This window comes from Rheinheimera sp. (assembly GCF_030824435.1).
Taxonomy (GTDB): Bacteria; Pseudomonadota; Gammaproteobacteria; order Enterobacterales; family Alteromonadaceae; genus Pararheinheimera.
Map to the genome: position 1 here is coordinate 16,934 of NZ_JAVBXS010000008.1, position 12,929 is coordinate 29,862.

The window sequence follows — 12,929 nt, forward strand, 5'->3', positions numbered from 1 at the left end:
TTTTCATTTTTAACTATAAATATCAAACAGATAAAGCTTCATCATTAAAATCAGCCATCAACTAAACGGCTTTTTACCGGCCAAAAATTATCAATCTGTCTTTTATTCCCTTTCAAATTCAAAACGGCTAAAAATCTAGACATCCGGTTATAACCAAATCATCTGAACAAGAGCGTTTCAGTCATGTTTTATGTTCATAACTGCTGGTTAAATGCGCACATTCGCTAAAGAGCGTGCAGCAATACCGGAGTTTAACCATGAGCCAACCACAACAATTGCAGTTACCCGTTTTGGATTTAAGCCAGCTTGGCGGGAATGCAGAGCAACAACAGCAGTTTTTTGCACAGCTGCGTGCTGCAGCGCGTGATGTTGGCTTTTTTTATCTGGTTGGCCATGGCATCAGTGAAAACCGCCAGCAACAAATTTTGCAATTAGCCCGTCAGTTTTTTGCGTTGCCAGCTGCCGCCAAACAACAAATTCAGATGATCCACTCACCGCATTTTCGTGGTTATACCGGCGTGGCCGGTGAGCTGACGCTGGGTCAGCCGGATCAGCGCGAACAGTTTGATATTATGCGCGAAGATATCGCCACAGGTTTGCCTACAGCCAAACAGCCGTGGCGCCGCTTAATAGGGCCCAACCAATGGCCGGCCGCTATGCCAGAATTGAAAACCGAATTATTAAGCTGGCAACAGCAGTTATCTAATTTAACCGAAACTTTACTCAGCGCTTTTATGCAGGCGTTAGAACTGCCGGCTGATGCACTGCAGAACACCATCAAGGCGGGCCCTTATCAGCATATGAAACTGATCCGTTACCCAGGACAGAGCGCAACCGACAGCAAACAAGGGGTAGGCGCCCATAAAGACCCGGGTTATCTGACGTTGGTGCTGCAGGGTGAACAATCAGGTCTGGAAGTACTCACCGACGATGGCTGGGTCAGCGCCGAACCTTTACCAGGCTCTTTTGTAGTGAATATTGGTGAGCTGCTGGAGCTGGCCTCCAACGGTTACCTCAAAGCCACTTTACACAGAGTGGTCAGCCCCAAAGCCGGTATAGAACGCTTTTCCTGTGCTTTTTTTATGGCTGCGCAGCTGGACGCCACTGTGCCCTTATTGCAGTTACCGGCCCATCTGGCGCAAGAAGCCAAAGGCCCGGCTTCAGACCCACTCAACCCATTGTTTTATCAGGTGGGAGAAAACGTATTAAAAGGCCGCTTACGCTCACATAAAGACGTGGCCGCCAGCCACTATGCCGATTTGGCCGTGGCCAGCTAACCGCTGTTTTTACCAGCACACCTGCTGTGGTTAAAGGCCCAGCACGCCATAACGCTGAGCGTCCGGAAGGCTCTGTTTTTCCGGCGCAAAGCGCTACTCTTTTCTGACATTGTTTAGCACTGGCGCTGCCTGCAGCGCTTTATTAACAGGTATTCTGATGAAATTTCGCACTTTAGCCATTCACGCCGGCCAGGCGCCGGATGCCAGCACAGGCGCTTTAAATACACCTGTGTATCTGACCAGCACTTTTAGCTACGGCACCGCCGCTGAAGGCCAGGCCCGATTTGCCGGCCAGAACCCGGGTTTTATTTACAGCCGCTTTGGCAACCCAACCTCAACGGCGCTGGAGCAAAAGCTGGCCGCCATGGAAGGTGCTGATGAGGCTGTGGTAGTGGCAAGTGGGATGGCCGCCATCAGTAGCATTGTGTACGCCTTAACCCAGCAGGGTGACGAAGTGGCTTTTATTGACCCTGTGTACGGTGGCACAGATGCCTTTTTACGTAATACGCTGATACGCGCCGGTGTCACTGTCAAAAGCTACAGCAGCGACGATGATTTTGTTGCCAATCACAACCCAAACACCCGGTTGGTGTTGTGGGAGCCTATTACCAACCCAACGTTAAAAGTGATCGACAGCCGCAAAATAGTGGCGGTGGCACGGCAAATTGGTGCCATCACTGTGTGTGACAATACCTTTTTAACCCCTTATTTATTCCAGCCGTTGTCGATTGGGGTAGATATTGTGATGCACAGCGGCACTAAATACCTGAGTGGTCATGGTGACATTATTGCCGGTGTGGTGGCAGGCAATGGCCCGCTTATTCAGCGCATCCGCACTATAGCGCTAAAACATATTGGCGCCCCTATGGGCCCGCAGGAAGCTTATTTATTACAACGGGGTGTCAAAACCCTGCCACTGCGGATGGACGCGCATTTAACTGCTGCCCACAAAGTGGCGGAGTTTTTGGCAAGTCACCCTAAAGTAGAAAAAGTGTTTTTCCCTGGTTTAGCTTCCCACCCTGGTCATCAGGTGATTAAAGACACCGCCGCTGGTTTTGGTGGCATGGTAGCGCTGGAGTTGGCCGGTGGTTTTGAATCTTGCGCTAAGTTCTTAGATAACCTGACATTATTTGCCCAGGCCGTGAGTTTAGGTGATTTAGAAAGTCTGGCTTGCCATCCGGCCTCCACCACCCACGCCGCTATGACAGCAGCAGACAGAGCCAAAGCCGGTGTCACTGACAAACTGGTGCGGTTAAGTGTGGGTGTGGAAGACGCCGATGATTTAATTGCCGATTTAGCGCAGGCACTGGAATTTATCTAAGCCAATGCGCACTCATCTGATTTGCAAATCCTTTACAAGCTGACAATACTAGCCGGGCATTGTGAAGTGCAGCCACTATCAACTGCACTTCACACCTTACAACCATAACAATGCCCGGAACCTCAGATGAAACCTCAATTTAAACCAACTTTACTGGCAACCCTGATTGCCGGTGGCTTTTTACTGAGCGCCTGCCAGCCAGCCGCCGAAAAACCAGTCGAAAACAACACCGCAGCAGCCGTTAGTGCGCCGACAGCCGCAGAAGCCACTGCTTTTGTGAAAAAAGCGTCGGATGAAATGGCCACTTTATTGCTGGAAGTCAACCGCGCCGACTGGATCGCCAGCAACTTTATTACCGAAGATACCGAAGCACTTTCCGCAGCCGCAGGCCAGAAAATGACTGAAACTGTGGTACGGCTGGCCAATGAAGCTGCCCGCTTTAATCAAACCACAGTAGACGCCGACACCAGACGTCAACTGGATAAATTAAAACTGGCACTAACGCTGGCCGCGCCACAGGACAAAGCCAAAACCGCCGAGCTGGCGGAACTGGTTGCCAAACTCAATGCCATGTATGGCAAAGGCAAATATTGCAAAACCGAAGGCCAGTGTATGGACTTAGGTGAAATGTCGTCTGTAATGGCCAGCTCACGCGACTACAACGAACAGTTAGAAATGTGGAAAGGCTGGCACGACACAGCTGCGCCTATGCGGCCTTTGTATCAGCGTCAGGTGGAGCTTGCTAACGAAGGTGCCCGTGAACTGGGTTATGCCGACACAGGCGCTATGTGGCGTTCTAAATACGATATGGACGCCAATGCTTTTGCCACTGAGCTGGATAAACAGTGGAGCGCAGTAAAACCTTTATACGAAGCTTTGCATTGCCACGTGCGCGCCAAGTTGTCAGAAAAATACGGTGCCGACAAAGTGCCGCTGGATAAACCTATTCCAGCCCATTTGCTTGGCAATATGTGGGCACAGGGCTGGGGCAATATTTACGATTTAGTGGCACCGGAAAACTCTGATCCGGGTTATGACGTCACTAAACTTTTGGCCGACAAAGGTTACGACGAACTGAAAATGGTGAAGGGCGCTGAAGGCTTTTTTACCTCTTTAGGTTTTGCGCCTTTGCCGGACACTTTCTGGAGCCGTTCTTTATTTGTAAAACCGCGCGACAGAGATGTAGTCTGCCACGCCTCCGCCTGGGATTTAGACAGCAAAGACGACTTACGCATTAAAATGTGTATCCAGAAAACCGGTGAAGAATTTGCGGTAATTCACCATGAACTGGGGCACAACTTCTACCAGCGCGCGTATAAAAACCAGCCGGTGTTTTATCAGGACAGCGCCAACGACGGTTTCCATGAAGCCATTGGCGACACTATCGCTTTATCTGTGACACCAAAATATCTGCAACAAATTGGTTTATTGGAGCAGGTACCTGACGAGTCGAAAGACATTGGTTTGTTAATGAAAATGGCGTTGGAAAAAGTCGCTTTCCTGCCTTTTGGTTTATTGGTTGACCAATGGCGCTGGCAGGTGTTTTCCGGTCAGGTAACACCTGAGCAATATAACCAGGCCTGGTGGCAACTGCGCGAAAAATATCAGGGTGTAGCAGCACCAATTGCCCGTACTGAAACCGACTTTGATGCCGGCGCTAAATACCATGTACCAGGCAATACGCCATACACCCGTTATTTCCTGGCGCATATTCTGCAGTTCCAGTTCCACAAAGCTTTGTGTGAAATTGCCAAAGACAATGGCCCTATTCACCGTTGTTCTATTTACAACAGCAAAGAAGCCGGCACTGCGCTAAACAGTATGCTGGAAATGGGCGCCAGCCAGCCTTGGCAAAATGCCTTGCAAAAAATCACCGGCAAACCGGAAATGGATTCGTCTGCCATTCTGGATTATTTTGCGCCGCTGAAAACTTATCTGGATGAACAAAACAAAGGCCGCACCTGCGGCTGGTAAGTTGACGTTTTAAGTAACTTGATGTTTTAAGTAACTTGATGTTTTAACATGCAAAAACGCCGCTAAATAGCGGCGTTTTTATTGGCCTGCTGTAAGATTCAAGCCCTTGATGCTCAGGCCAGCCTGACCACACTCAACGCAATTTACGCCGCATTTGCCGATATCTGTTGCCTGTGCCCAGCCATAAAAAACAAAATAACTGCGCCAACACAACACCAACTACATCGGCAAAAGCGTCCCATAAATCAAAGTTGCGGGTGCTGAGAAAATACTGGCTGCCTTCTTCCAGTAAAGCGGCAATCAACACCAGCACAGCCCCCATAAAAAACCGCCTGCCGCCAATACGCCACTGCCGGAACCGGGTTGCAACAGTGAGTAACAACGCCAGGCCTCCATACAACATGGCGTGGCCAATTTTGTCACCATAAACATACTGATCGGCAAACTGAATAAACAGATTCGGAATACCACGGTCGGCCTGATAAATCATCCAACCGGCAAAGGCCATTAACATAAAACTGGGTAACCAACGTAACATCTGATTTTTTCCTTTATGACTCACCCGCCAAAAAGCTCCGTTACTCACAACAAAAGCACCGTTTATCACAAAGTGCTCAGCAAAATCTGAAAGCAGGTTAAACTTTTTGGCAACTGGTTACGACTTAACTTAATAACCAGCCCTGACGGAGAAAACGAATGAACAACAGTGAACAAAACGACCTTATCACACTGCCCAACCTGCAACAGTTGGGCAAAATGTTGTTTTGGTTTTTATTGGTGATGGTGCTCAGTCATTTTTTTCTGTTATTACTGGAAAGCAAAGTAGGTTTGCTTAGTTATTATTACCCTGAACAGCTCAGCCAGTTCCCGTTATTAAGTAAACTTTTGGGTTAATTGCCACTTTTATAAGCCGGCGATAACCTTATTTGTCCGGGCGTCAACTGCAACTGCAGCGGCATATTTAACAACATACGGTGACTTAGTTTATTCGGATCCAGTTTATATACCGGCATCTGAGCCAACTGTTGTTGTAACAACCGGGCCACTTCAGCCGATAATGGCCGTAACTTCCCTTGTAACCCACCGGCCGCCATTTCTGAATTTAATAACTGAAAACGGCGCAAATACACAGCCTGACGCTGCTGGTCAAAATAAGGTTCGGCACTTAATGACAGCTTCAGCTGCACCGGCAACTGCACCATAGCCAACTGCACCAGAGCGCCGGTATCCAACGTCAGCTGAACATCTGGTTTGCCTTGTGGCGCTATCTGCACATCCAGCTGATTCACCTGTAACTTCAGCGGTAAACCTGCAACTGTGACCTTTTGTGCAAGCTGCTGAATTTGTTGAGACAGCTGCTGATTTAATTCAGCATCACTGAGACGATAAAACGCCAACTGATTGGTGTGGCTGCAACCACTCACCACAACAAAAACCAACAACAGACTGCATAAACGCAAACGACTAAACATCAACAAAATCCTGTTTAACATGAATCACACAGCGGCAGCTTTTACAGCTGCGTCACCTCATATCCGGCTTGCTGTAGCAGTTGCAGCAAACCATCGTTGCCTGGCAAATGACCAGCCCCCACCAGCACCAGCTCTTTGTGCTGGTTACCAAACATCTGCTGAATCTGTTGCAACCAGTGTTGATTACGTTGTGTGAACATCTGCTGAAACAGTTTAGGGTCTTCTGCCCTGGCATCTTTGAGCAGTAGCTCATCTATTTGCTGCAGATCTCCCAGCCGCCATGCTTTAATCGACTGATGCATTAAAGGCCCAAGTTCAGCAGTGTTTTCCAGATTTTGCCGGATAAAGTCGTTTTCATAACCTTCGCCCATAGTGGCAATCAGCTGAATTTGAAAATCCAGCGTTTCCAGATACTGCACTGATTTATTCTGTTGTTTTGCTTTGTTGGCAAAATAAGCGTCCACCCCTTCACCGGAAATGCCGGTTGCGCTCATTTCCAGCAAACTTAACTGCACTGCAACAAAACCGGGTTTAAATTTATCCAGCGTCGCGGCGTCAGTGCCGAACTTTTTTAAATAGTCCACCAGCTGTTGATACACAGCAGCCGACAACTTCTGCTTTAATCCTGAACCGGCAGGATATTGCAGCTGTTGCATCATGGCCTGCATCGCTTTGTTGTCAGTCGCATCCGGCACCGGCGCTTCAAGATACAACACTGAACTTTGCGCAAAAGCGGTTTCGAACTCAGCAGGCAGCGGAAACTCAGCGGCAGGCAATAAATGCACAGTGCCACCCAGCAGCACCAGATCATCACCTTTTTTCACTTGCCACACCGAGGTTTTTGCCAACACCTGGCTTTGCCACAGCAGCAATAACAGCAGACTGAACTTGAGCATATTCATCAACCAACTCCTTGTTTATCTGGTAGGCCTTGCAACTAAAAAGCCGCGCTGATGTTTTAACCTTAACCACATCAGGCGGCTATCTGACTGCAACAACACCCGGATGGACTGTTGTAGTAGTGTTTTAGTCTGGTTTTTTCTGTTTAACCGGTCTTTGCCAGCCGGTGATATGACGTTGTTTAGTGCGGGCAACCACCAGTTCATTGGCGGCTACACTGCTGGTCACCACTGAACCTGCACCAACTGTGCTGTTTTCGCCCAAAGTTAAAGGCGCCACCAGCGAGCTGTTGGAACCAACAAAAACACCATCTTCTATCGTGGTCTGGAATTTGTTGGCGCCGTCGTAGTTACAAGTAATGGTACCTGCACCCACATTTACTTTGCTGCCAATTACCGCATCCCCTAAATAGGTTAAGTGGTTGGCTTTGGAGCCTTTGCCTAATTTGGTTTTTTTCAGCTCGACAAAGTTGCCGACATGGCTGTCGTCAGCAAGTACTGAATCCGGTCTGATACGGGCAAAAGGCCCGACTGAACAGTCAGCACCCACAACTGAACTTTCCAGCATGGAGTTGGCTTTAATTTCGGTGTTGTCACCAATAGTCACGTCTTTCAGAATACAGTTGGCACCAATCACCACGCCATTGCCAAGCACCACTTTGCCTTCAAAAATGACGTTGACATCGATCATCACATCGCTGCCGACTGTCACTTCACCACGCACATCAATACGGGCCGGGTCGCGTAAATTGGCGCCGTTTAACATCAGCTCTTCAGCTTTACGCAGCTGATAAGCCCGCTCCAGCTGTGCCAGTTGTACACGGTTGTTGGCTCCTTCAGTTTCAATTGCATTGGCCGGATGGGCTGTTGCTATTTCCACACCGTCCCGGTGAGCCATGGCAATAATATCGGTGAGATAAAACTCACCCTGCGCATTGTTATTTTGTAAGTTGGCCAGCCAGTGTTTCAGCTGTTTGCCCGGCACCGCCATAATGCCGCTGTTCACTTCCTGAATTTTTAACTGCTCAGGTGTGGCGTCTTTTTGTTCAACGATGCCCACCACCAGACCATTGTCCCGTACTATACGACCATAACCTGTTGGGTTGTCCAGCAGCACTGTCAGCACAGCCAAACCATGGGCAGGGCGCGCCGCCAGCAGTTTTTCCAGCGTTTCTTTACGGGTTAACGGCACATCCCCATATAAAATGAGCACAGTGTCGTCGTCAGCAATATGAGGCACAGCCTGCTGCACAGCATGGCCAGTGCCCAGCTGTTCGGCCTGCAACACCCAATGTAATGGCTGTTCACCCAGGCCAGCTTTGAGCTGCTCAGCGCCATAACCGTACACCAGATTAATTTGTGCTGCGCCAAGCGAATTGGCGGTATCAATCACATGTTGCACCATAGACCTCTCGGCCACTTTGTGCAGTACTTTCGGGAGGGAGGATTTCATCCGCGTGCCTTTACCGGCCGCCAGGATCACTACGTTTAAAGCCATATCTGCCAATCCTTTTGTGGTTATTGGCCGATTTTAACTGAACGGCTATAAAATAGCAGCCAGTCCGGCAGCTACTGCTTGCTGTTAGTGATCTGGATGATAAAAAAGCATAAAAAAAGCCACCTTGCGGTGGCTTTTTCAGACTCAGCAAAAATTACTTTTTGCGCAGTTTCTGGATCAGACGTAACTGAGCAATAGCTTCGGCCAATTGAGCCGCAGCTTCTGCGTAGTTAAAGTCAGCGCCGGCATGTTGCATCGCTTCCTGTGCCTGTTTCTGGGCAGCCAGGGCGGCTTGCTCATCCAGGTCTTCAGCACGGACTGCTACGTCGGCAAGCACTATCACACTGTGCGGCTGAACTTCCAGCACGCCACCGGCAACATAAATCAGGTGCTCTTCGCCAAACTGTTTAACAATCCGAACCATACCTGGCTTGATGCCAGTCAGCAGTGGAATGTGACCAGGTAAAATACCCAGTTCACCTTCGCTACCAGTAACCTGAATGGACTCAACAAGGCCAGAGAAAATTTTCTCTTCGGCACTTACTACGTCCAACTGTACTGTCATCGCCATTTCGCTCTCCTAAAGCTGTAAAATTACAGCTTCTTCGCTTTTTCGATTGCTTCGTCGATAGAACCAACCATGTAGAAGGCTTGTTCTGGCATGTGATCAAATTCACCTTCCAGAATGCCTTTGAAACCACGGATAGTTTCTTTCAGCGGAACGTATTTACCTGGCGAACCAGTGAATACTTCAGCAACGAAGAACGGCTGCGACAGGAAACGCTGGATTTTACGAGCGCGGAATACAGTAGTACGGTCTTCATCAGACAGTTCGTCCATACCCAGGATCGCGATGATGTCTTTTAACTCTTTGTAACGTTGCAGTACTGACTGCACGCCACGAGCCACTTCATAGTGTTCTTTACCGATAACCAGTGGATCTAACTGACGTGAAGTTGAGTCCAGTGGGTCGATCGCCGGGTAAATACCCAGAGAAGCGATGTTACGGCTCAGTACTACTGTCGCATCTAAGTGAGAGAACGTAGTGGCTGGTGACGGGTCAGTTAAGTCGTCCGCTGGTACGTAAACCGCTTGTACAGAAGTGATAGAACCTGTTTTGGTTGAAGTGATACGCTCTTGCAGTACACCCATCTCTTCGGCCAGCGTTGGCTGGTAACCTACAGCAGATGGCATACGGCCTAACAGTGCTGATACTTCAGTACCGGCCAGAGTGTAACGGTAGATGTTATCTACGAAGAACAATACGTCACGACCTTCGTCACGGAACTTCTCGGCCATGGTCAGACCGGTCAGAGCTACACGTAAACGGTTTCCTGGCGGCTCGTTCATCTGGCCATACACCAGTGATACTTTGTCCAGAACGTTAGAGTCGTTCATTTCGTGGTAGAAGTCGTTACCTTCACGGGTACGCTCACCTACACCGGCGAAAACTGAATAACCGCTGTGCTCGATTGCGATGTTACGGATCAGTTCCATCATGTTTACGGTTTTGCCTACACCGGCACCACCGAACAGACCAACTTTACCGCCTTTAGCAAACGGGCATACCAGGTCGATAACCTTGATACCTGTTTCTAACAGTGCATTTGAAGCAGCCTGATCTTCGTAGCTTGGTGCAGCACGGTGAATAGGCATACGCTCTTCTTCACCGATTGGGCCCGCTTCGTCGATTGGCTCGCCCAGCACGTTCATGATACGGCCGAGTGTTGCTTTACCTACTGGTACGTGAATCGCTTTGCCAGTGTTTGCCACTTCAGCACCACGACGCAGACCGTCAGTTGAACCTAACGCGATGGTACGAACAGTACCGCCACCTAACTGCTGTTGTACTTCAAGTACTAAACCAGCCAGGTCGCCGTTTGTTACGTTTAACGCGTCATAGATACCAGGTACCGATTCTTGTGGAAAGTCGATATCCACAACGGCGCCAATGATTTGGACTACCTTACCTTGACTCATGTTAATTCCTCTAATTTCTCAAACCTGTAAACCTAAGCGTTAAACAGCGGCAGCACCGGCGACGATTTCGCTCAGTTCCTGCGTAATAGCTGCCTGACGGGCTTTGTTGTAAACCAGTTTCAAGTCATCCATCAGGTTGCCGGCGTTGTCGGTAGCGGCCTTCATTGCCACCATCCGCGCTGCCTGTTCACTGGCTGCGTTTTCCACAACACCCTGATAAACCTGAGACTCTACGTAGCGGTCCAATAACTTCTCGAGGATAGCTTTTGGATCTGGCTCGTAAATGTAGTCCCAGCTGTGACTTCTGGCTGACAGCTCTGCTTTTGGCAAAGGTAAGAGTTGCTCAATCACTGGCTCTTGCTTCATGGTATTTACAAAGTTGTTGTATACCAGGAACAAACGGTCAATTTTGCCTTCAGAATATTCATTCAGCATCACCCGCACAGTACCAATGACATCAGCCAAACGTGGTGTATCGCCTGAACCCACTTGTTGTGCAACTACTTTACCGCCAAAACGTTTGAAGAAGGCAGTGGCTTTGTTACCGATCACGGCAAACTCAGCATTGGCGCCTTTTTCTTTCCACGCTTTGAGGTCGATCATCACACGTTTAAATTCGTTGGTATTCAAGCCGCCGCAAAGACCCCGGTCTGTTGATATCACAATGTAACCCACGTTTTTCACCGGACGTTCTGTTAAGAACGGGTGGCGATATTCGAGGGTACCATTAGCGATATTACCGATCACTTTGCGCATACCTTCAGCGTATGGACGGCTTTGTGCAACCCGCTCTTGCGCTCTGCGCATTTTGCTGACTGCAACCTTTTCCATAGCGCTGGTGATCTTACGAGTATTGTTAATACTCCCGATCTTACTTTTTATCTCTTTTGCGCCGGCCATGACTAATCTCCGAAAATTTCAACGAAGGGTGGTGTTACCACCACCCGATGCCAATACCTGAATTACCAGGTCTGAGTCGCTTTAAACTTCTCAATCGCGCCTTTAATAGTGGCTTCGATTTGGTCGTTGTAGTTACCGGTTTTGTTCAGATCAGCCATGAATGCGCCGTGCTCTGCATGCATGTAAGCCAGCAGGGCAGCTTCGAAGTCGAGAATTTTCGCAACTTCAACGTCTTTCATGTAGCCTTTTTCGATGGCAAAAATCGACACGCCCATATCAGCTACGCCCATTGGTGCGTACTGTAACTGCTTCATCAGTTCAGTTACTTTCTGACCATGGTCTAACTGCGCACGGGTCGCGTCGTCCAGGTCTGAAGCAAACTGAGCAAATGCCGCTAGTTCAGAGAACTGAGCTAATGCCAGACGGATACCACCACCAAGCTTTTTGATGATTTTGGTCTGAGCAGCACCACCAACACGGGATACCGAAATACCAGCGTTTACTGCTGGACGGATACCGGCGTTAAACAGGTTAGATTCTAAGAAGATCTGACCGTCTGTGATTGAAATCACGTTGGTTGGTACGAATGCAGAAACGTCACCACCCTGGGTTTCAATGATTGGCAGTGCGGTTAAAGAACCGGTTTTGCCTTTCACTGCGCCATTGGTTAAACGCTCAACATAATGCTCGTTTACACGAGATGCACGCTCTAACAGACGGCTGTGTAAATAGAATACGTCGCCCGGGTAAGCTTCACGTCCTGGTGGACGGCGTAGCAACAGAGAGATTTGACGGTAAGCAACAGCTTGTTTTGACAAGTCATCGTATACGATCAACGCATCTTCGCCGAGGTCACGGAAGTATTCACCCATGGTACAGCCAGAGTATGGCGCCAGGAATTGCAGGGCAGCAGCTTCAGAAGCAGAAGCAACAACAACGATAGTGTGTGCTAAAGCGCCGTGCTCTTCCAGCTTACGTACTACGTTGGCGATGGTCGAAGCTTTCTGACCGATACAAACGTAAATACATTTCACGCCAGAAGTTTTCTGGTTGATGATGGCGTCGATGGCCAGCGCTGTTTTACCAGTCTGACGGTCACCGATGATCAGCTCACGCTGGCCACGGCCGATTGGAATCATCGCGTCCACTGATTTGTAACCGGTTTGCATTGGCTGATCTACCGATTGACGGTCGATAACGCCTGGTGCAATTTTTTCTACCGGTGCAAATGCAGTGGCTGCAATTGGGCCTTTGCCGTCGATTGGTTCACCTAAAGTGTTGACCACACGACCTAACAGGGCTGGACCTACCGGCACTTCTAAAATACGGCCAGTGGCTTTTACTTTGATACCTTCACGCAGGTCCGCATAAGGACCCATAACTACGGCACCTACAGAGCTGCGCTCTAAGTTCAGTGCGATAGCGTAACGGTTACCAGGAAGCTCGATCATCTCACCTTGCATACAGTCAGCAAGGCCATTGATACGGATAATACCATCGGTAACAGACACGATAGTACCTTCGTTACGAGCTTCACTGACAACTTCAAACTGAGCAATACGTTGTTTGATCAGTTCAGAGATTTCAGTGGAATTCAGTTGCATGCTC

Annotated in this window: 12 protein-coding genes; 4 read left to right on the plus strand and 8 right to left on the minus strand. The window is 49.0% G+C overall.

Features of this window, described 5'->3' with window-relative positions:
- The first annotated feature begins 257 nt into the window (after window positions 1–257).
- From RCH83_RS00230 to RCH83_RS00240, 3 genes are all read left to right on the plus strand, one after another.
- Window positions 258–1,277 carry an isopenicillin N synthase family oxygenase gene (locus RCH83_RS00230; RefSeq protein WP_306517959.1) on the plus strand — a complete coding sequence of 340 codons (1,020 nt, stop codon included), beginning with the start codon at window positions 258–260 and terminating at the stop codon, window positions 1,275–1,277.
- A 157-nt stretch (window positions 1,278–1,434) separates the two neighbouring features.
- On the plus strand, window positions 1,435–2,598 hold the full coding sequence (locus RCH83_RS00235) for a PLP-dependent aspartate aminotransferase family protein (RefSeq protein WP_306517960.1): 1,164 nt from the start codon (window positions 1,435–1,437) through the stop codon (window positions 2,596–2,598).
- A gap of 126 nt (window positions 2,599–2,724) precedes the next feature.
- On the plus strand, window positions 2,725–4,572 hold the full coding sequence (locus RCH83_RS00240; RefSeq protein WP_306517961.1) for a M2 family metallopeptidase: 1,848 nt from the start codon (window positions 2,725–2,727) through the stop codon (window positions 4,570–4,572).
- Between the two features lie 133 nt (window positions 4,573–4,705).
- On the opposite strand, the gene RCH83_RS00245 is transcribed toward RCH83_RS00240, so the two are convergent.
- Window positions 4,706–5,110, minus strand: a complete 405-nt coding sequence (locus RCH83_RS00245) for a VanZ family protein (protein ID WP_306517962.1) — start codon at window positions 5,108–5,110, stop codon at window positions 4,706–4,708.
- A 158-nt stretch (window positions 5,111–5,268) separates the two neighbouring features.
- Here RCH83_RS00245 and RCH83_RS00250 point away from each other — a divergent pair, with 158 nt between their 5' ends.
- Entirely contained in the window at window positions 5,269–5,466 is a 198-nt protein-coding gene (locus tag RCH83_RS00250) for a hypothetical protein (RefSeq protein WP_306517963.1), read from the plus strand.
- On the opposite strand, the gene RCH83_RS00255 is transcribed toward RCH83_RS00250, so the two are convergent.
- The 7 genes from RCH83_RS00255 to atpA all read right to left on the minus strand — a co-directional run bounded on the left by RCH83_RS00255 (window position 5,463) and on the right by atpA (window position 12,925).
- Window positions 5,463–6,044, minus strand: coding sequence for a DUF1439 domain-containing protein (locus RCH83_RS00255; RefSeq protein WP_306517964.1), 582 nt, complete (start codon window positions 6,042–6,044; stop codon window positions 5,463–5,465). The genes RCH83_RS00250 and RCH83_RS00255 overlap by 4 nt on opposite strands.
- 41 nt (window positions 6,045–6,085) lie before the next feature.
- Window positions 6,086–6,946, minus strand: coding sequence for a TraB/GumN family protein (locus RCH83_RS00260; RefSeq protein ID WP_306517965.1), 861 nt, complete (start codon window positions 6,944–6,946; stop codon window positions 6,086–6,088).
- A gap of 124 nt (window positions 6,947–7,070) precedes the next feature.
- The gene (gene glmU / locus RCH83_RS00265; RefSeq protein WP_306517966.1) at window positions 7,071–8,441 is read right to left on the minus strand and encodes a bifunctional UDP-N-acetylglucosamine diphosphorylase/glucosamine-1-phosphate N-acetyltransferase GlmU; all 1,371 of its coding nucleotides are present in this window, start codon (window positions 8,439–8,441) and stop codon (window positions 7,071–7,073) included.
- Window positions 8,442–8,595: 154 nt separating this feature from the next.
- Window positions 8,596–9,012: a F0F1 ATP synthase subunit epsilon gene (locus tag RCH83_RS00270; protein ID WP_306517967.1), complete on the minus strand. Its 417-nt coding sequence runs from the start codon at window positions 9,010–9,012 to the stop codon at window positions 8,596–8,598.
- Between the two features lie 23 nt (window positions 9,013–9,035).
- Window positions 9,036–10,421 carry a F0F1 ATP synthase subunit beta gene (gene atpD / locus RCH83_RS00275; protein WP_306517968.1) on the minus strand — a complete coding sequence of 462 codons (1,386 nt, stop codon included), beginning with the start codon at window positions 10,419–10,421 and terminating at the stop codon, window positions 9,036–9,038.
- 39 nt (window positions 10,422–10,460) lie between these two features.
- Window positions 10,461–11,321 (minus strand): F0F1 ATP synthase subunit gamma, encoded by an 861-nt coding sequence (gene atpG / locus RCH83_RS00280; RefSeq protein ID WP_306517969.1) that lies wholly within the window; start codon window positions 11,319–11,321, stop codon window positions 10,461–10,463.
- A 62-nt stretch (window positions 11,322–11,383) separates the two neighbouring features.
- Window positions 11,384–12,925 (minus strand): F0F1 ATP synthase subunit alpha, encoded by a 1,542-nt coding sequence (gene atpA, locus RCH83_RS00285; protein WP_306517970.1) that lies wholly within the window; start codon window positions 12,923–12,925, stop codon window positions 11,384–11,386.
- Window positions 12,926–12,929: the final 4 nt, after the last annotated feature.

What these genes read in the sequence shown, in the direction of transcription:
- RCH83_RS00230 (WP_306517959.1), top strand. Translation starts at nt 258, where the DNA reads ATGAGCCAACCACAACAATTGCAGTTACCCGTTTTGGATTTAAGCCAG.
- RCH83_RS00235 (WP_306517960.1), top strand. Translation starts at nt 1,435, where the DNA reads ATGAAATTTCGCACTTTAGCCATTCACGCCGGCCAGGCGCCGGATGCC.
- RCH83_RS00240 (WP_306517961.1), top strand. Translation starts at nt 2,725, where the DNA reads ATGAAACCTCAATTTAAACCAACTTTACTGGCAACCCTGATTGCCGGT.
- RCH83_RS00245 (WP_306517962.1), bottom strand. Translation starts at nt 5,110, where the DNA reads ATGTTACGTTGGTTACCCAGTTTTATGTTAATGGCCTTTGCCGGTTGG.
- RCH83_RS00250 (WP_306517963.1), top strand. Translation starts at nt 5,269, where the DNA reads ATGAACAACAGTGAACAAAACGACCTTATCACACTGCCCAACCTGCAA.
- RCH83_RS00255 (WP_306517964.1), bottom strand. Translation starts at nt 6,044, where the DNA reads ATGTTTAGTCGTTTGCGTTTATGCAGTCTGTTGTTGGTTTTTGTTGTG.
- RCH83_RS00260 (WP_306517965.1), bottom strand. Translation starts at nt 6,946, where the DNA reads ATGAATATGCTCAAGTTCAGTCTGCTGTTATTGCTGCTGTGGCAAAGC.
- glmU (WP_306517966.1), bottom strand. Translation starts at nt 8,441, where the DNA reads ATGGCTTTAAACGTAGTGATCCTGGCGGCCGGTAAAGGCACGCGGATG.
- RCH83_RS00270 (WP_306517967.1), bottom strand. Translation starts at nt 9,012, where the DNA reads ATGGCGATGACAGTACAGTTGGACGTAGTAAGTGCCGAAGAGAAAATT.
- atpD (WP_306517968.1), bottom strand. Translation starts at nt 10,421, where the DNA reads ATGAGTCAAGGTAAGGTAGTCCAAATCATTGGCGCCGTTGTGGATATC.
- atpG (WP_306517969.1), bottom strand. Translation starts at nt 11,321, where the DNA reads ATGGCCGGCGCAAAAGAGATAAAAAGTAAGATCGGGAGTATTAACAAT.
- atpA (WP_306517970.1), bottom strand. Translation starts at nt 12,925, where the DNA reads ATGCAACTGAATTCCACTGAAATCTCTGAACTGATCAAACAACGTATT.